This window comes from Desulfotignum phosphitoxidans DSM 13687 (assembly GCF_000350545.1).
Taxonomy (GTDB): Bacteria; Desulfobacterota; Desulfobacteria; order Desulfobacterales; family Desulfobacteraceae; genus Desulfotignum; species Desulfotignum phosphitoxidans.
This window is the reverse complement of record NZ_APJX01000005.1, coordinates 373,151-390,758: the sequence shown is the minus strand read 5'-3', so window position 1 is coordinate 390,758 and position 17,608 is coordinate 373,151. Positions and strand designations below refer to the sequence as shown.

Here is a 17,608-nt window from a genome sequence, read left to right as displayed (position 1 = left end):
TTTCGGTACAATTGAACCAGAACAGCATGGCAGCGGCATCGAAGCAGCTGACCCAGATGATCGGCTGTCATCCCGGATGTACTTTTCTCGATCAGATTCACCAGTGTGTGGGTCAATGGACCATGTCTTGAAAATCCGATATCCCGGTAAAACCACAAACCCTTGCTGCTGAAACGGGGAATCGAAGCCAGGGTGTACCATTTCCCATTGTGGGAAAAACTGCTGAAGTAACCGGTTTTGGCCAGGAACCGCCGAACCGAAGGGATGGAGTAGTTCATTCGCTCGGCCAGTGGTTGGATCATCCAGCACTTGTTTTCCTGAAAGGCTGAAATCAGCTTCTGGTCGGGTGTTGTTTCCATATGTACCAGCACCTCCTGATAAAGTATTGCAAATATACTCTAATCCAGCTGAGTATTTGCAATACTTTATCAAAACCGGGCCGGCATTACAAGCTTTAATTTTGATTTTTACTATCAAGTAATATAGCCCATGATGCTTGATTATCAGCATGTTGGTCATTTTTTCTTTCTTATCGGTCAAAACAAAAATGAGCAAAGCAATCATAAAGAAATGATCAAGTATGGCATTTTTGAGGTTGTAACCGATTGACATTATTGAATCCAACCGTTATTTGTGGTCATAGAAAATTTCGTTTTTCGATTCGTCCAGGCCGTGTTTCAGATGCTCGATATTGCGGCTGCAGGTGTGTGAAGATGATTTTACCGGAAAATCTGGCATCGATCATCAGGTCCGGGACCCGGCTGATGTGGATGTGGGCATGGGTCAGAAACAGAAAGTCAATGTCTGCCGGCGGCACCGGGAACCGGTTAAAGGGCACCTGCGGATCAAGGCACCAGGCAATGCCGCAGGCCACTAGGATATTGATACCGATGCAGTGATCCGGTTGAACCTGGATCAGGTGGCGGGCGCCGGTGACGCAGGTTTGGGCGCCCAGATGGGTGATGATGATTGGGATCATTTTGGTTAATTAATGGGTAATGGATATTGCAATTATGTTGCGAGTAGCTCTATCTGCTTGATATTTAATAAAATTTTCACAAAGCCTGTGTATTTCAATATTGTCTTTTATAACAAACACTTACAAACTTTGTTACAAAAACGTAAAAAAAACTCACGACATAATGATGAACTTTTTAGGCACCTCCACAATGATAATTCAAACCATTTTTAAAACATCAAGGAATTTCATTTTCATTCCTCCTCTATCCATTCGGAACAAAATATCTGGGGTGCTCCTGGCGGACACAGACATAATCATTGTATTTTTAACTCAGATTGTATCCACCATATGATAAAGTTAGCATGTGGTTAAGTCATTTAAAAGTGAATAATACGAATCAGATACAATTTTTATTTTTTGGTTTTAGAATCAGATGGAATTAACCCTAAATCACACAACATAATCAAACCCGCTGCATAATTGGATCAAGTATCATCCACAGGGAAATCATTCCCTGTTTTGGGCGCGCCCTGAAATCTGATTTTATTTTGTTCGCGCAGTTCATTTAGCCAGCGTTCCATTATTCTTTGCGGCAAATTCAGGACGGTTTTAATCTCCCTGGATTTTTTGCCTGGGTTGGCTTTAATAAAGTTTAAAAGATCGTTTACTCCGCCACTTGGAAACAATGTGACTTTAAAATTTTGGGCATAGCTCCGCTCTGTCGATTACAAAGGGCTGGGCTTTGTAATCGATGTGGGTTGAGGATTGGGCTGTTTTTTCCGGCTACTTTTCCCAGATCAGCAGATGGGGTCTGGCAGCCAGGTCTTTTTCAAAGGTTTCAAATTCGGACCGGGTCAGGACCAGGTGCCGGATCTTGCGGTTGATGTACCGTTCCGTTTTCTGTGTTAAATCGTGCAGGTGATAATTGTCGATGTCGCCCACCAGCAGCAGGTCGATGATGCCGGTGTCTTTGCCTGCGGCGTAGTCATCGAGCAGATATGCCTGTTCCAGATTGCCCAGGCGGGTGATGATGCTGTCAATGACCTGGTCCACGCCCAGCACTTTTTTGGCCATGGAGCCCAGTTCCGGAAACAGCGGGTGTTTTTGGTTGGCTTTGTACCAGATTTTTCTGCCCTGTTTTTCCGCTGTGATCAAGTCGCTGCCGGACAAGTGGTTCAATTCAGACCGCACGGCATTGGAGGACACATTGAATTCATCGGAAAGCTGTCGCAGGTATGCCCGGGTGTCCGGATTCATGAAAAAGCGCAGCAGCAGCTTTATCTTGAGTTTTGACTGAATGATGCCGGAAAAAAGGGTGTTGTTCATCGGGTTTTTATCACCTGTTATGTTCAATATAATTGCTCATAACAGGTGGTTTGTTTTTTGTCAATGATAAAACCGACATGATCCCCATTTTTCAAGACCTTGACCAGTTGGATTAAGGGGTTGTATATTGCCTTGAAATACAATCAAGGATGAGTGGATGGCTGAAACCCTGGTCAAAGTGAGGGATGGTGTATAAAGACAAGAAAATCTGCGTGGTGGTGCCTGCCTATAACGAGGGATCCCAGATTGCCGGGGTCATCGAGACCATGCCTGAGTATGTGGATACAGTGGTGGTGGTGGATGATGCCAGTATTGATGACACGGTCCGGGTGGTGAAGGAATGCCGGCAGGGCAGGGCGGACCTGTTTCTGATTGAACATGAGACAAACCAGGGGTGCGGCGGGGCTGTGATCACCGGATATGCGTGGGCCGCGGAACGGGATTTTGATGTGGTGGTGCGCATGGATGGGGACGGCCAGATGAATCCGGATGATCTGACCTCCCTGATCGACCCGGTGGCAACAGGTGCCGTGGATTTTGCCAAAGGGAACCGGTTTTTTTCCGGCAAGGCGTATGAAGTGATGCCGAAACTGCGGTTTCTGGGCACGGCATTTCTGTCGCTTCTGACCAAGATCGTTTCCGGGTACTGGCATTTGTCGGATTTTCAGTCCGGATATGTGGCCATCAGCCGAAAAGCGCTGAAAACAGTGGACTGGCAGAAGATGTATAAACGATATGGCCAGCCCAATGACCAGTTGATTTTGTTGAATGTGTACAATTTCAAGGTCAAGGACGTGCCCGTGGACCCGGTGTATCATGTGGGGGAGGTCTCGGGCATCAAGATCAAAAAGGTGATTTTCACCCTGGGGTGGCTGCTGGTGAAACGGTTTTTCTGGCGCCTCAAGGAAAAATACATTATCCGGGATTTTCATCCCCTGGTGTTTTTCTATGCCTTTGGGCTGTCGTTGGGCGGGTTGTCCTTTCTGTTGTTTTGCCGGGTGTTTTATATCTGGTTTGTCGGCAGTAATATTCCCACCATCAATGCGTTTGCCGCGTTTTCATCTTTTATCGCGTCAGCCCAGTTCACCTTGTTTGCCATGTGGTTTGATATGGAGGCGAACAAGCATTTGAGGGCGGATGATGAATAGTTTATCGATATTGCCATATATGGCAATATCGATAATTTCAGCCATCTGGTTTTGCCTCAGGATGCCGCCGCCGTGGTCCGGCTGAAACCCGACCAAGTGGCAGGAGCCGGTGACGCAGGATTCTGCGCCGAGATGGGTGATGGTGATTGGGGTTAGGGTCATCCTCTCAGGAGGTAAAAGCCATTTTTTTCAAGAAACTTCACAAGATCACGCCGTTTGACTGACACCTTCCACCTCCACCGGTAACTGTTCCATCAAACAGTTGGCCCGGGGAATTTCCATTTTTAGTTCTTTATATGCAGCGACCATTTCCTGTAAGGCATCTTTCAACATTAATCGGCAATCTTCAAGGGTTTTACCTTCCGTAATCACCTCAGGCCATTCCAAAAGTTGCCCCATATAACCGTTTTCCAGTTTGGTATATTTGGCTGTGTAAGTTATCAACATGTTAAACTCCATGTATTCGTATTCGGGTCCATAGCAAATATCTGAGGATTCCCAGTCTTTTGTAATTTGCCTGAGCAAAACAGGGGAAATGTGTTTCATGTTCCGGCCCTGGGAGAGCAGATTATTAATTTTACCAAAACTGGTATTATTAATAATTTTTAATAGCAGGGTCTGACCCGGATAACTATCCGTGCACATCTGGAGCCGGCAATTGGGATTGTCTGCCTTATATTCTACCATAGTCATGGGCAGGCCAGCTGATCAACGTCAAGATGTCAACAGCCATTTCCAGATTGAAACAACGTTGATATCGTTATCCAGGCGGGCTTCATCATCCCAGGTGACAATGGTTCCTGAAGAGACAGCCAATTCTTTCATGGCATGCAGCAGCCCCCGGTATTCCCGGTCAAACGTTTTTTTGTCAGCCATCTGCCAGCAGACCTGGATCAGTTTGATTTCGCCTGTCAGCGGATTTCTGGCCAAAAAATCGGTTTCAAACCCGTCTTTGGTTGTGACATATTCCACCTGATATTTTTGCCGGCGTAAATGCAGGAATACCAGATTTTCGAGTGTCGGCCCGAGGTCAGCGCTGTTTTGAAAGGTCATGGCATTTTTCAGGCCGGTGTCGATGGTGTAAATTTTCACAGGGTTGATCATTCTGGCTTTTTCAGACCGGGTGTGGATGGGCACCCGGTAAAAAACAAAGGCATCTGTCAGATGATCCAGATAGTTGTACAGGTTGTTTTTGGTACATTTTATCGACATGCTTTTCAGGGTGTTGTAAAACCGGTTGACGCTGAATTTTCTGCCCGAGGACTGCATCAGTGTTCTGACCAGGTGTTTGATGGCCGGGATATTTCCCACTTGATGCCGCTCGATAACGTCTTTCAAAAGAACGGCATCGATATAACTTTGCAGTACTTCGATTTTTGTATTTGAATCCATGGATTGAATTTCAGGAAATCCGCCGGTTTCAAAATATTGCTTGACCGCATTTCTGAGGATGGCTGCAGTTTTTGATCCAAAAGATTCCGGGGTATCGGTAAACAGGTTGTGATATCTTAAATATTCCTGGAAACTGAACGGGAATATTTCTGTTGTCAGAGACCGTCCCCTGAGTCCGGTGGCAATTTCCGTACTCAACAGCTTGGAAGAGGAGCCGGTAATGTACACTTGAATGTTTTCCGAATCCACCAGCCGGCGGATAAACATTTCCCACCCGTCGATTCGCTGCAGTTCATCCAGAAAAAAATAACAGGTGTGGTTTTTGTTTTCCGGAAATTTGCCGTAATAGACATCCAGAATGTCCTGAAAGTTGGCGACAGTGAATTCAAGCAGTCTTTCATCTTCAAAATTCAGGTAAAGGATTTGATGTAAAGGAATATTGTCATGGAGCAGCTGGTTGATTTTTTGAAAACAGAACCAGGTTTTTCCGGCACGGCGCATGCCGGTCACCACATCTGCTTTCCCTTTGATTTCAAAAAAACGAGCTGCCCGGGGAACGGGGTCCGGCAGGGTCCGCTCCAGAAAGTCGTCAATGAGTTGTGATAATATTTGTTTCATACAACAAAAATATTATCTCCAAAAAAGAGATAAATCAATAGATTTTTATCTTTTTTTTAGTTCTTTTCTCTGGTATTTACAGTCAAGGGCTGTGTGAAGCACTTTTGTTCAAAGTCCAGCCTTGCATCCTGATTCGATTCATAAATCACTTTTCCATGGCGGGTAATTCGATCGAGCAGTATGATGTTTGCACAACGATTCAGAACAACAATATCTATGTTGTTCATTTTTATCAGGTATGTTTTGATCAAATGCTTTTGTCAACGGCATTGGAATTTTTTTTGAATCATCTTTATAGTGGGGGTAGGCCCCATCATTATAGGCGAAGGCCGGGATGTACCCGCTGCCGCTATCTCATGCATAAAGTCGGTGACTGCGTTTAAATCAAGAAGCGACAATTTCAATCCCTGGTGTTTTTCTATGCCCTGGGGCTGTCCCTGGGCGGTTTTTCATTTCTGTTATTTCTGCGGGTGTTCTTCGTGTGGTTTTCAAGCGGCAATATTCCCACCATCAATGCGTTTGCCGCATTTTCATCTTTTATTGCCTCAGTCCAGTTCACCCTGTTTGCCATGTGGTTTGATATGGAGGCGAACAAGCATCTGAGACCGGGTGATCCGGATGCATGACGGGGAGTCGATAATACAGGCGTATAATGGCAGATTCTTCAACCATATTTGCCTCATTTAATTCCAACAGATATCCACTCTTGAAACGAACTCTGATACGCAAGTTAACGCGATTATCTGTTAGGATTTCCTCTTCATAACGTTCTACATAAACTTCTTTCAGCTTCCGAACAACAGCTTCAACTGCACTCAGGTGTTCCGATAATAAATCATGCAACATTATGTAACTGATCCTCTATGTCACGTCTGATCATAACATAATGTTTGTAATTATTGGCCCATTCAATGTAATCTTCAGAGTCTTCCAATTGCCCTTTTATAAAGCTATTAAAGAATTCTTCTGATGTCATTTTATATTGTGACTCATAACTGCTGAGGTGCTTTGCTATAGCAACAAGAGCATCTACAGATGAATCATACTCAATTCTCTGTTTTCTCATATCTCCCCCTCAAAGCCTATATAATACTGCTCATTTTTTATTTTTGTATTGAGCATATTATAGATATTTTTTTTAACCAAAGCAAACCAAGTTTTGTCTGCTTCCAGTTCCAGCTTTTGCTTATTGAGCCTGTCCGTGACCTCCACAGCAAATCGCCATAACCTGTGATCAGTGCAAGCAACTGCCCTGTATTGATGACAATAGATTCTGTTTCAGGCATTTTGCATATTCGCCACCTTGTCATGAATCCTTTTTATCGTAAAATCATCACATACCGACTGACAACCCCAAGGATCTTTTTTTTCTGCATGGCTGACACAACCCCTGCATTAAATCGTTCAGAAGACAAGGGTGCCTGGATGACATGGGTCAGGGCCCAGCCCGTTTTTTTGAAAATGTCATAATAATCCACAACCAAAATACCCTGGCCCGGTTCTTCTTTATCGGCAGGACAATGTTGAAAATCCCGCCAGTCCGAGTTGATAAAAGCAAGACGGGTATCTTTCTTGGACACCTTCTTTAGAAAAATAAAAAATTTTTCCAGAAATTCTAAATACGTTTGCCTTGAAAGCCCTGAAATACTTTCTGCCCAGAGCAAGGCAGGTATCGGCACACACACCACCCCCGGCCATTGGATCAAAAATCAGATCACCCTGCTTTGAAAAAAAATACAGGATGTGTGCGACCAGTTGGTCTGGAATACGTCCGGGCCAATCCTGGCATTTTGGCCAAATGGTGGGATAAAGTCCTTCGATTAATGTCCAGCCTCTTTGCAATCCTGTCCTGTGGAATACCCAGCTGGTGTAACCGGAAAATTTTAAGATCAAGTTCCTGAAGCGTGGTGGCCCTTAAATCAGCAATATATAAATCAACTGCCTGTCTTGATCTGCCGATTGCCCTGCCGATTTCAGCGGAGGTTAATCCGGGGTTTGACTGAAAAGCGCGCCTGGCAGTATTCTTTGTTTCAACTTCCGTAAGCTGCTTTGGGCCGATGGCCAGTTTTGCCGCATAGAGCAGGGGGTCCATGTCATTTAATATTTTAACAATGGCAGAAATCCGGGTTCGCCCGGCCTTCTTAAACGCAGTCCATCGATGCACCCCATCCAATATCCGGTACCTGCTCTTTTCCCTGGCAGTACTGCTGGATTCAGACAGTTCCGGATTTTCAAAAGCCTGAACAAGGACAGGGTCAAATTCAAAACCATCCCTCAGGTTTTCAACAAAAATGCCTATCCGTTTATGATCCATATTTTCTCTTGGATAGATGGATTCATCAAGTACGATATCTGACACTGGAATTTGGATCACTTGATCTTTCATGGTGTTACAATAGCCGTATCCATATTCGGCCTGAACCCTGGAGCATGGTCAGGAGCAGGGCCTTGGTGCCGGGGGTGCAGATGATCACACGGTAAAACCCGGCATCGATCAGGTCCGGGACCCGGCCGATGTGATAGATGTGGGTGGTGATTTTTATTCTCCAATTTTTGAATATATTTCTGCCAGTAATCGGTAATCAATGCGAATACCAACGTCTATCAGCTTGTTAATTTCCGGCTTGACAGCTTTTACGAGGCCGACCCGCTTTGCCATGGTAAGAAGCCCTACAGATCCGATTAATCCAATATCGAGAAGTTTCGCACATTTTCTGGCTTGAAGGTCATCCAGGACAGCCGTCACATTCGTACCTTTTTGCATTGCAAGACTCAAAACTTCACTCTCGCCTTTTCCAAGATCCCATGATGCAATCAGGGGATGAATGTGTTGAACCGATTCTTTGGTTACTTCAGCAGCAGATCCTAATTCTTCCAAATATTGTGCAATGGGTTTTTTGGATTCAATTTCTGAAATCACACCATCCGGCACTATCCATAAATCAGCCAAGGGTGATATTGTGCACAATAAACCGGCTTTTCCAAGCAGAATAATCGGAGACGCATTTAATATGAAGACACTATTCATAACCGGCTTCTTTCAATACTTCATCGGCAGTGTATTGAAACGGGGACACGTTAAACCTGGCCAGTTCCATCAAAAAATCCTCCCGGCACAATCCGGCTATTTCCGATGCTTTTTCCTGAGATATTTGACCCATTTCATACCATTTGACGGCCGCCACAATCCGTATGTCATTTTTTAATTCTTCCGGTGTCTTACGAAGAGCTGAAAAAACGCCTAAAGGTAATTCAAAAGATATGGTTTTTGTTTTCATATGAAAACCTCCTTGTCTATTAAACATAGCTTACGCTTATTTTTAAAGAATATCAATTTATGAAAACCGGATCCGGCAATGAAGACGGCCGGGCCTTTGAGGTGCAGCAGGTGCTGGTGGTCCTGGAACTTTTCCACGGCGTACAGGTGTTTGAACCGGATGAGGTGGTCCCAGGCGGCTTTCAGGGCCTTGGCTTCCCTGTCCCAGCACTGGTCCATGTCCTGGTACAGCCGGGTGATTTGGAAAACGACATGGCATCCCTGAGCATGCGCAAAAGCAGGGATTTGGTGCCGTGTGTGCAGATGATCTCACCGCAGAACCCGGCATCGATCAGGTCCGGGACCCGGCCGATGTGATCGATGTGGGCAAGGGTGAGAAACAGAAAGTCGATGTCTGCCGGCGGCACCGGGAACCGGTCGAAGGGCACCTGCGGGTCATGGCCCTGGGCAATGCCGCAGTCCACCAGGATGGCAACGGGGCTGCCGTGGTCCGGTTGTCAGGCCACCATAACATTTTGGGTTCCGATAAATTCACCGTCTATATCAGGCTCTCCATCTTTAAGAAGCATTTCAATCACTTCTTTTAAATTATTATTTAGTTCATCCAAAGATTCCCCTTGAGAATGAGCGCCTGGAAATCCCGGTACAAATCCTACGTATAGTCCGGTTTCTTTACATTTTTCAATGATTGCTGTGAAAGTTCTCATTTTTGTGAGTCCTTATTCTTTATATTTTTGATTCAGAGGTTTTTTCAACAATAGAATAGCGGGGTCTGACCCTGATAAGTATTCGTTTTTAAAGTCATATTGCTTCAAAAAGACTTCGTTTTTTGCTCTTAGAACCTTGTTTTTGGGGGCAAAAAAAAGGTTCTAAAGTTTCCGGCGACTGCGGCCTTCCCCATTAGACCACAGGGTCGGCTTCTTCAAGTAACCGTCAGGCTTGACTTATTGTGGTTATTGGCGCAAATGGGTTTACTATCTTCAGTCGGTCTTCAAGAAGGAAGCCATTCTGCATATCTTCAGATATCAAATAGTTTGCATCGCAATATAGAGTGCTGGCTGCCACGATGCTGTCCCAGAAAGAGAAACTGTGAATATCACGTATCTGTGAGGCCTTTAAAAGTATGTCTTGTGACAACTCAAATACGCAATATTTCCGATGGAGAGACGCGATCATATATTTCTTCTCTCAACAGAGGTGAAAACTGTTTTGACTTAACAGGAGTTAACAACAACTTATCAATAATATCCGTTTGCCTGACTTTTTGTTCACTTAAAATTATAACTTTTACAGTATCCCCGTTTTTTTGCCTGAATTTGTCAGGAATACGAATAAGCCCGTTTTTGATTTTAGTTTTAAACTCTATGGCTTCCATGGCACGTCTCCTCAAAGCATAATAATATTAAAACATTATACCCCATTATATTGTTTAAATAAAGATCGGATATTCATGGGTTCAGGCTTTCCCTATGCAAACGTGGTGATAATATCATATATATTTCTGCGGTGCCCCATGGCATATATGCTTGCCAAAAGGGTTCAGAACCTCCAAATCCATTACATCTTTGAAATCACTTACATATTGTTGAGTAGCCTGACCATGTTTCATCTCCCGGCCCTGGGAGAGCAGATTATTAATTTTACCAAAACTGGTATTATTAATAGTCAAGCTGTCAACAGCCATTTCCAGATTGAAACAACGTTGATATCGTTATCCAGGCGGGCTTCATCATCCCAGGTGACAATGGTTCCTGAAGAGACAGCCAATTCTTTCATGGCATGCAGCAGCCCCCGGTATTCCCGGTCAAACGTTTTTTTGTCAGCCATCTGCCAGCAGACCTGGATCAGTTTGATTTCGCCTGTCAGCGGGTTTCTGGCCAAAAAATCGGTTTCAAACCCGTCTTTGGTTGTGACATATTCCACCTGCAATTTTTGCCGGCGCAAATGCATGAATACCAGATTTTCGAGTGTCGGCCCTAGGTCAGCGCTGTTTTGAAAGGTCATGGCATTTTTCAGGCCAGTGTCGATGGTGTAAATTTTAACAGGGTTGATCATTCTGGCTTTTTCAGACCGGGTGTGGATCGGCACCCGGTAAAAAACAAAGGCATCTGTCAGATGATCCAGATAGTTGTACAGGTTGTTTTTGGTACATTTTATCGACATGCTTTTCAAGGTGTTGTAAAACCGGTTGACGCTGAATTTTCTGCCCGAGGACTGCATCAGTGTTCTGACCAGGTGTTTGATGGCCGGGATATTTCCCACTTGATGCCGCTCGATAACGTCTTTCAAAAGAACGGCATCGATATAACTTTGCAGCACTTCGGTTTTTGTATTTGAATCCATGGATTGAATTTCAGGAAATCCGCCGGTTTCAAAATATTGCTTGACCGCATTTCTGAGGATGGCTGCAGTTTTTGATCCAAAAGATTCCGGGGTATCGGTAAACAGGTTGTGATATCTTACATATTCCTGGAAACTGAACGGGAATATTTCTGTTGTCAGGGACCGTCCCCTGAGTCCGGTGGCAATTTCAGTACTCAACAGCTTGGAAGAGGAGCCGGTAATGTACACTTGAATGTTTTCCGAATCCAGCAGCCGGCGGACAAACATTTCCCACCCGTCGATTCGCTGCAGTTCATCCAGAAAAAAATAACAGGTGTGGTTTTTGTTTTCCGGAAATTTGCCGTAATAGACATCCAGAATGTCCTGAAAGTTGGCGACAGTGAATTCAAGCAGCCTTTCATCTTCAAAATTCAGGTAAAGGATTTGATGTAAAGGAATATTGTCGTGAAGCAGCTGGTTGATTTTTTGATAGCAGAACCAGGTTTTTCCGGCACGGCGCATGCCGGTCACCACATCTGCTTTCCCTTTGATTTCAAAAAAACGAACTGCCCGGGGAACGGGGTCCGGCAGTGTCCGCTCCAGAAAGTCGTCAATAAGTTGTGATAATATTTGTTTCATACAACAAAAATATTATCTCCAAAAAAGAGATAAATCAATAGATTTCTATCTTTTTTTTAGTTCTTTTCTCTGGTATTTACAGTCAAGGGCTGTGTGAAGCACTTTTGTTCAAAGTCCAGCCTTGCATAATGTTGATACTTGGCGACGAGATCAAGCATTTTCCAGTTCCAGCTTTTGCTTGTTGAGCCTGTCTCTTGCTTCGACCGCAAATCGCCAGTCTAAATAGTCTTCTTCTTTTGCAAAATCTTCTATGCCGCGCATGTCTTCCATTTGTTTTTTGAAATCATGGAATGATAGTCGCACAGGGCTTTCTGGTCGGCATGGGCGGAGTAGCCGGACAAATTGTGAATGGCGGCTTTGGCCGGGGTGCGGCCTTCCAAGATAGCCCGGCCCGGGGTGCCTTTTGCCTGAAATCCATATCGTTGGGTATTGGGGATCATGGTTGAATCCCGAAAAATTTCCAGAACGGTATGACATCTATGCCGTCAATGGTTGTTTCCTGGTTATAGGTGATAATGGTTTTTGAAACGGTTGGATATTGGGCGTCTATTTTTTTCAAGCTCCCCACTTCCCGCTTTTCATTCCGGTCGGTGAGTTCGTGGCAGACCTGAAGCGCTGCCAGGGAATGGTCTGCATTTTTTATGATAAAATCACACTCAAATCCCTTGTTGTAGTAATAGAGCTCTTTTCCGGCCTTGCACAATTCGCTGAAAACCAGATTTTCAAGCAGTCTGCCGCTGTTTGACGAGAAGGCAAAGGACAGGTTGATGAATCCATTGTCCATCACATATGGTTTTTTCCGGTTATTCTGTTGTTCCTTGACAGACCAGGAAAAAAGTCTGAGTTCAAATAGCAGCCAGGCCTGCTGCAGGTATTGAACAAATTCTCTGGCGCTTTGATCATGGATGCCCACGGCTTTGCCTAATGAGCTGTAGGAATAGGTCGCGGTGATGTTTGAAATCAGGTAATAGCTCAACTCCTTGAAGCTTTTTATATCCCGGATATGATTGTTCGACACGCAGTCTTTCAGCAGGATGGAATCGTAATAGGTTGAAACAATATCTCTTTTCAGGTCTTCATCACTGTCAAACACTTCCACAAACGACCCGTATCTGAGCATCGCATCCAACAAGGCAAGCACATCAGATTTCCTGCGGACCATCTGGACATAAGTGGTGATGTTTTTGATGGCCAGCAGCTCTGAAAGACTCAGTGGATACACCATGCTGGAAAGATATCTGCCGGTGAGCAATGTGGCGAACTCACCATTGAGCAATGCGGCATTTGAACCGGTAATGAAAATTTTTTCAAATACTTCATTGTCATACACGGCTTTCACATATTTTTCCCAGCCATCTATGGCTTGAACTTCATCCAGAAAAAGGTACCGGATATTTTTTCCGGTCAGTTTCCGCGCAGTATCGATGACTTCGTATATTTTTTCAGGTGAATGGCTGAATTTTATGAAAAAAGGATCTTCAAGGTTCAGATACAAGATTTCCATGGGGTCTTCCGATGCCGTCAGGTGATTGATCATCAGTTTGAACACCGTGGATTTGCCACTTCTCCGAATTCCCTGCAATATTTGGATATGCCTTGCTGAAAGCTGTCTGATCAGTTTTTGGAATACCTGTCTCGGGTACAACCCTAAATAAGGTTTCTCCCAATGACGGTTATGTGATATCAGTATTTTTTCCATAGTATAAGATGCAAAATCATAATTTATCTCATAGTATAATATGAATTATTTTATGTCAAGGAAACTGATTCTGCTGGTCTAAAAAATCTTCCATCCATCTCAAACAGCCTGGTATCTATGGGTCCCAGATTGCCGGGGTCATCGAGACCATGCCCGATTATGTGGATGCGGTGGTGGTGGATGGTGCCAGTGCCGATGACACTGTCCGGGTGGTGAAGGAATGCCGGCAGGGCAGGGCGGACCTGTTTCTGATTGAACATGAGACAAACCAGGGGTGCGGCGGTGCCGTGATCAGCGGATATGCATGGGCTGCGGAACGGGATTTTCATCCCCTGGTGTTTTTCTGTGCCCTGGGGCTGCCACTGGGCGGGTTTCCCGGCAGGTAACTGTTTTCAAGGCGGTACCTGAAACCGATCCTGTGCAGCCGCACCGAAGAATCCATTCCGGCTTGGCTAATCATTGAAAATTCGGATTTACATTACGAATTTTCAATGATAAACAAAGGCATGATCCCGCGAAAATCATATGAATCTGCTCTGGAAAAAGCCCTGAAACGTTCACCGGTTGTCTCGCTGCTCGGCCCGCGGCAATGCGGTAAGACGACACTGACCAGGATGATTGAAAAACAACATGAGGCCGTGTTTTTTGATCTGGAATCTCCCCGGGACAGGCTTCGACTGCAAAGTCAAGATGTCAACAGCCATTAATGGTTCATCAATTGGCGATTAGGGTAATTTGCTTGATGAATTTTCTGATATCACCGATTTTTGCAAGGATTTGATTGCAGATGATTCTCGAATCAACGGCCTCATAGTCATGGGATAAAAAATTTCTGAAACCGGCTATTTTTTTTGATGGATTCTTTCCATTAAACCCCCATGACTCTTTTTCTCTGGTATTTGAAATCTATGGCTGTGTGGAGCACTTTTTGCTCAAAGTCCAGCCTTGCATCCTGATTTGATTCGTAAATCACTTGTCCATGGCGGGTGATTCGATCGAGCAGTATGATGTTTTTACAATGATTCAAGACAACAATATCTATGTCATTCATTTTCAGCGACCGGCTGATCTCAAGATATAGCGCGGTTTTGATATCAAAAAATGCCATTTGAAGCGGTGGATCAAGGAAGATGGCAATATCGATGTCGCTGTCAGCAGTGGCATCCCCCCCGGGCATGGGAGCCGAACAGATAGGCGAACAAAATCTGTCCGCCTTGATCTTCAAAAATCTTTTTCAGGGTTGGGATCATATGGGTTCTATATTTTGAGTTTCAGGTATCAGGATTGCCGTGAAATGATTTTATCCGGCCGGGTCTCCCGGGTCAAGGGTTGTTTTGATATGTTTCTTGACTTTTCAGGTGTTTAGCACTAAATATGACAGTTTAATATATAGATGACTGACGACCAGATTCGGAGGACGAATGGATTATAAAAAAACGCTCAACCTGCCTTCAACCCAATTTGCCATGAAGGCCAACCTGCCCCAGAGAGAACCGGAACAGCTCAAACAGTGGGATGAAAAAAAGATCTATGACAAACTGCGGGAACAGGCCAAAGACCGGCCTTTGTTCATACTTCATGACGGTCCTCCGTATGCCAATGGCCATCTTCACATGGGCCATGCCATCAATAAGATTTTAAAGGACATTATTGTGAGATCCCGGCAGATGGCCGGGTTCAATGCGCCGTATGTGCCCGGGTGGGACTGTCATGGGCTGCCCATTGAGCACAATGTGGACAAGCAGCTGGGATCAAAGAAAAAACAGATGACTCCGGTTCAGGTCCGGCAGGCGTGCCGGAAGTATGCCGCCAAATTTGTGGATATCCAAAGAGATGAATTCAAGCGGTTCGGCGTGGCAGGGCAGTGGGAAACCCCTTATCTGACCATGAATTCCGCGTATGAAGCCAGAATCGCCAAAGAGTGCGGCGAGTTTGCCCTGGCAGGGGACATGTTTCTGGGCAAAAAGCCCATTTACTGGTGCTGCTCGTGCCAGACGGCCCTGGCGGAGGCCGAAATCGAATACCATGATCATACCTCGCCGTCCATTCATGTGAAATTTGCCCTAAAAGACGATCTGTCGGACCTGATCCCGGATATCGGGGATACGCCCGTGTCCATGGTGATCTGGACCACCACGCCCTGGACCATTCCCGCCAATTTGGGGGTGTGCATCCATCCCCGGTTTGAGTATGCGGCGGTCAAAACCCGGGACCACGGGGTGCTGATTATGGCCAAGGCTTTGGTGGAAAATGTGATGCAGACTTTCGGCATGGATGATTACCAGGTGGTGGCAAAATTGAATCCCCTGGATCTGGAAAACAAAAAATGCCTGCACCCCATTTACGACACCGATTCTCTGATCATTTTAGGGGACCATGTCACCCTGGATGCCGGCACGGGGTGTGTGCACACGGCACCGGGCCACGGGGCTGACGACCATGTGGTGGGCAAAAAATACGGGCTGGACTGCTATTCTCCCGTGGAAGACAATGGCGTTTTTTCATCTGACGTGCCTTTGTTTGCCGGAGAATTCATTTTCAAGGCCAATACGCACATCAACGAAGTGCTGGAAGAAAAAGGGGCGTTGCTGAAAAACAGGCAATTGTCGCATTCCTATCCTCATTGCTGGCGGTGCAAAAACCCGGTGATCTACCGGGCCACGCCCCAGTGGTTCATTTCCATGGACAAGCTGGGGCTGCGGCAGAAAACCCTGGAACAGATCAACCATGTGCAGTGGATTCCGTCCTGGGGAAAAGAACGCATCTATGCCATGATCGAGAACCGGCCGGACTGGTGCCTGTCCCGGCAGCGGTCCTGGGGGGTGCCCATCCCCGTGTTTCATTGCAGCGAGTGCAAGGAGGTCTATGTGACCCGGGAATCCGTGGACAAGATCCATGCCCTTTTTTCTGAGCATTCATCTGACATCTGGTTTGAAAAAGAGGCGGCCGAGCTCATGCCCGACCATGCCGTGTGCGCCAAATGCGGCAGCACGCATTTTACCAAAGACCATAATATTCTGGATGTGTGGTTTGACTCCGGGGTCAGCCATGCGGCCGTGCTCACGGAATTTCCCGGTCTGCGGCGTCCGGCTGACATGTATCTGGAAGGCTCGGACCAGCACAGAGGATGGTTTCACTCATCATTGCTGACGGCCGTGGGCCGCACGGGCAAAGCCCCGTACAAGACGGTGCTCACCCATGGGTTTGTGGTGGATGAAAAAGGTCATAAAATGTCCAAATCCGTGGGCAATGTGGTGGCACCGGAATCCGTGATCAAGCAGTACGGGGCGGATGTGCTCCGGTTGTGGGCCGCGTCTGCCGATTACCGGGGGGATGTGAGCATTTCCAACAATATCATCAAGCAGCTGTCCGATGCCTACCGCCGGATCCGCAACACCTGCCGGTTCATGCTGGGCAATTTTTCAGATTTTGATGTCACAAAGGATGCCAGACCTGTTGCGGATATGGGGGAACTGGACCGGTTTATTTTGCACCGGCTGTATCAGGTGACCAAAAAAGCCGTGACCGCCTATGACACCTATGAATTTCACACCATTTACCATGCGCTGCACAATTTCTGTGTGGTGGATCTGTCCGCGTTCTACCTGGATATCATCAAGGACCGGCTGTATACCTCACCGCCGGCAAGCCCGGAACGACGGGATGCCCAAACGGTCATGGCCACTATCCTGGATACCCTGGTCAGGATCATGGCCCCGGTGCTGCCGTTTACTGCGGAAGAGATCTATGCCCATATGCCGCCGGGCAAAGACAAAAAAGAAAGCGTGCACATGGCATCCATGGCTGTGGCGGATCCGCAATGGCAGAACAAAGATCTGTCTGACAAATGGACCTGGATTCTGTCTTTGCGCTCGGAAGTGACCAAAGCCCTGGAAGCGGCTCGGAAAGACAAGCTTATCGGTCATCCTCTGGATGCGGCCGTGGAGATCAAACTGCCGGAAACAGCACTCAAAGGGTTTATTCAAAATCTGGATATGCCGCTGGCTGATATTTTTATCGTGTCTTCCGCGGCCTTGAAAGACACACTGGATTCAGGTGTGTTTCAGAGCAAGGAGATTGCCGGACTGGAAATTGCCGTGAAAAAAGCAGCCGGAGACAAATGCGAACGCTGCTGGCGGTTCAGCCGGACCATCGGGCAGGATGAGCAATATCCTGAGGCCTGTGACCGGTGTGCCTCGGCCTTGAACCAGATTCTGTAAAAAAGG

General features: G+C 46.1%; 23 protein-coding genes. 5 read left to right on the top strand and 18 right to left on the bottom strand.

Annotated features, from left to right (window positions below):
- The 3 genes from DPO_RS25550 to DPO_RS13665 all read right to left on the bottom strand — a co-directional run.
- Nucleotides 1–612, bottom strand: a 612-nt coding sequence (locus DPO_RS25550) for a hypothetical protein (RefSeq protein WP_160166919.1), incomplete at its 3' end; no start/stop codon positions are given.
- 25 nt (nt 613–637) lie between these two features.
- Nucleotides 638–979: an MBL fold metallo-hydrolase gene (locus DPO_RS13670; protein WP_006966601.1), complete on the bottom strand. Its 342-nt coding sequence runs from the start codon at nt 977–979 to the stop codon at nt 638–640.
- Between the two features lie 765 nt (nt 980–1,744).
- Nucleotides 1,745–2,287, bottom strand: a complete 543-nt coding sequence (locus DPO_RS13665) for a helix-turn-helix domain-containing protein (RefSeq protein ID WP_006966600.1) — start codon at nt 2,285–2,287, stop codon at nt 1,745–1,747.
- Nucleotides 2,288–2,472: 185 nt separating this feature from the next.
- Here DPO_RS13665 and DPO_RS13660 point away from each other — a divergent pair, with 185 nt between their 5' ends.
- The gene (locus DPO_RS13660; protein ID WP_006966599.1) at nt 2,473–3,435 is read left to right on the top strand and encodes a glycosyltransferase family 2 protein; all 963 of its coding nucleotides are present in this window, start codon (nt 2,473–2,475) and stop codon (nt 3,433–3,435) included.
- Nucleotides 3,436–3,642: 207 nt separating this feature from the next.
- Here the strand turns inward: DPO_RS13660 and DPO_RS26090 are convergent, their stop codons facing one another.
- Entirely contained in the window at nt 3,643–4,128 is a 486-nt protein-coding gene (locus tag DPO_RS26090) for a type II toxin-antitoxin system HicB family antitoxin (protein WP_006966597.1), read from the bottom strand.
- A gap of 21 nt (nt 4,129–4,149) precedes the next feature.
- Nucleotides 4,150–5,445 (bottom strand): ATP-binding protein, encoded by a 1,296-nt coding sequence (locus DPO_RS13650; protein WP_006966596.1) that lies wholly within the window; start codon nt 5,443–5,445, stop codon nt 4,150–4,152.
- A gap of 410 nt (nt 5,446–5,855) precedes the next feature.
- On the opposite strand from DPO_RS13650, the gene DPO_RS13645 reads away from it, so the two are divergent.
- The gene (locus DPO_RS13645) at nt 5,856–6,071 is read left to right on the top strand and encodes a hypothetical protein (protein ID WP_040011897.1); all 216 of its coding nucleotides are present in this window, start codon (nt 5,856–5,858) and stop codon (nt 6,069–6,071) included.
- Nucleotides 6,072–6,280: 209 nt separating this feature from the next.
- Here the strand turns inward: DPO_RS13645 and tumA are convergent, their stop codons facing one another.
- The 11 genes from tumA to DPO_RS13585 all read right to left on the bottom strand — a co-directional run bounded on the left by tumA (nt 6,281) and on the right by DPO_RS13585 (nt 13,382).
- Nucleotides 6,281–6,511 carry an antitoxin TumA gene (gene tumA, locus DPO_RS13640; RefSeq protein ID WP_006966594.1) on the bottom strand — a complete coding sequence of 77 codons (231 nt, stop codon included), beginning with the start codon at nt 6,509–6,511 and terminating at the stop codon, nt 6,281–6,283.
- Between the two features lie 253 nt (nt 6,512–6,764).
- Nucleotides 6,765–7,151, bottom strand: coding sequence for a hypothetical protein (locus DPO_RS26085; RefSeq protein ID WP_006966593.1), 387 nt, complete (start codon nt 7,149–7,151; stop codon nt 6,765–6,767).
- A gap of 8 nt (nt 7,152–7,159) precedes the next feature.
- Entirely contained in the window at nt 7,160–7,831 is a 672-nt protein-coding gene (locus tag DPO_RS26080; RefSeq protein WP_040011896.1) for a ParB/RepB/Spo0J family partition protein, read from the bottom strand.
- A gap of 153 nt (nt 7,832–7,984) precedes the next feature.
- On the bottom strand, nt 7,985–8,473 hold the full coding sequence (locus DPO_RS13625; RefSeq protein ID WP_006966591.1) for a DUF3368 domain-containing protein: 489 nt from the start codon (nt 8,471–8,473) through the stop codon (nt 7,985–7,987).
- Nucleotides 8,466–8,723 carry a UPF0175 family protein gene (locus DPO_RS13620; protein WP_006966590.1) on the bottom strand — a complete coding sequence of 86 codons (258 nt, stop codon included), beginning with the start codon at nt 8,721–8,723 and terminating at the stop codon, nt 8,466–8,468. The genes DPO_RS13625 and DPO_RS13620 overlap by 8 nt, the downstream gene beginning before the upstream one ends.
- 181 nt (nt 8,724–8,904) lie before the next feature.
- Nucleotides 8,905–9,186 (bottom strand): MBL fold metallo-hydrolase, encoded by a 282-nt coding sequence (locus DPO_RS25860; RefSeq protein WP_236609961.1) that lies wholly within the window; start codon nt 9,184–9,186, stop codon nt 8,905–8,907.
- A gap of 33 nt (nt 9,187–9,219) precedes the next feature.
- Nucleotides 9,220–9,429 carry a type II toxin-antitoxin system HicB family antitoxin gene (locus DPO_RS25000; protein WP_006966587.1) on the bottom strand — a complete coding sequence of 70 codons (210 nt, stop codon included), beginning with the start codon at nt 9,427–9,429 and terminating at the stop codon, nt 9,220–9,222.
- Between the two features lie 431 nt (nt 9,430–9,860).
- Complete coding sequence (locus DPO_RS13605) at nt 9,861–10,097, bottom strand: hypothetical protein (protein ID WP_006966586.1); 237 nt, start codon at nt 10,095–10,097, stop codon at nt 9,861–9,863.
- Between the two features lie 290 nt (nt 10,098–10,387).
- Entirely contained in the window at nt 10,388–11,683 is a 1,296-nt protein-coding gene (locus tag DPO_RS13595) for an ATP-binding protein (RefSeq protein ID WP_006966585.1), read from the bottom strand.
- A 248-nt stretch (nt 11,684–11,931) separates the two neighbouring features.
- The gene (locus tag DPO_RS13590) at nt 11,932–12,123 is read right to left on the bottom strand and encodes a hypothetical protein (protein ID WP_006966584.1); all 192 of its coding nucleotides are present in this window, start codon (nt 12,121–12,123) and stop codon (nt 11,932–11,934) included.
- On the bottom strand, nt 12,120–13,382 hold the full coding sequence (locus DPO_RS13585) for an ATP-binding protein (protein ID WP_006966583.1): 1,263 nt from the start codon (nt 13,380–13,382) through the stop codon (nt 12,120–12,122). The genes DPO_RS13590 and DPO_RS13585 overlap by 4 nt, the downstream gene beginning before the upstream one ends.
- Before the next feature lie 149 nt (nt 13,383–13,531).
- On the opposite strand from DPO_RS13585, the gene DPO_RS13580 reads away from it, so the two are divergent.
- Nucleotides 13,532–13,768 (top strand): glycosyltransferase, encoded by a 237-nt coding sequence (locus tag DPO_RS13580; RefSeq protein WP_006966582.1) that lies wholly within the window; start codon nt 13,532–13,534, stop codon nt 13,766–13,768.
- Nucleotides 13,769–13,888: 120 nt separating this feature from the next.
- Complete coding sequence (locus DPO_RS13575; RefSeq protein ID WP_040011892.1) at nt 13,889–14,089, top strand: AAA family ATPase; 201 nt, start codon at nt 13,889–13,891, stop codon at nt 14,087–14,089.
- Nucleotides 14,090–14,096: 7 nt separating this feature from the next.
- On the opposite strand, the gene DPO_RS26750 is transcribed toward DPO_RS13575, so the two are convergent.
- Together DPO_RS26750 and DPO_RS13570 are read right to left on the bottom strand one after the other, a co-directional pair.
- Entirely contained in the window at nt 14,097–14,288 is a 192-nt protein-coding gene (locus DPO_RS26750) for a HepT-like ribonuclease domain-containing protein (RefSeq protein WP_083912044.1), read from the bottom strand.
- The gene (locus DPO_RS13570; RefSeq protein ID WP_152427664.1) at nt 14,251–14,607 is read right to left on the bottom strand and encodes a nucleotidyltransferase domain-containing protein; all 357 of its coding nucleotides are present in this window, start codon (nt 14,605–14,607) and stop codon (nt 14,251–14,253) included. Before DPO_RS13570 ends, DPO_RS26750 begins: the two co-directional genes overlap by 38 nt.
- A gap of 196 nt (nt 14,608–14,803) precedes the next feature.
- Between DPO_RS13570 and ileS the strand changes: the two genes are divergently transcribed.
- On the top strand, nt 14,804–17,602 hold the full coding sequence (ileS, locus tag DPO_RS13565) for an isoleucine--tRNA ligase (protein WP_006966580.1): 2,799 nt from the start codon (nt 14,804–14,806) through the stop codon (nt 17,600–17,602).
- Nucleotides 17,603–17,608: the final 6 nt, after the last annotated feature.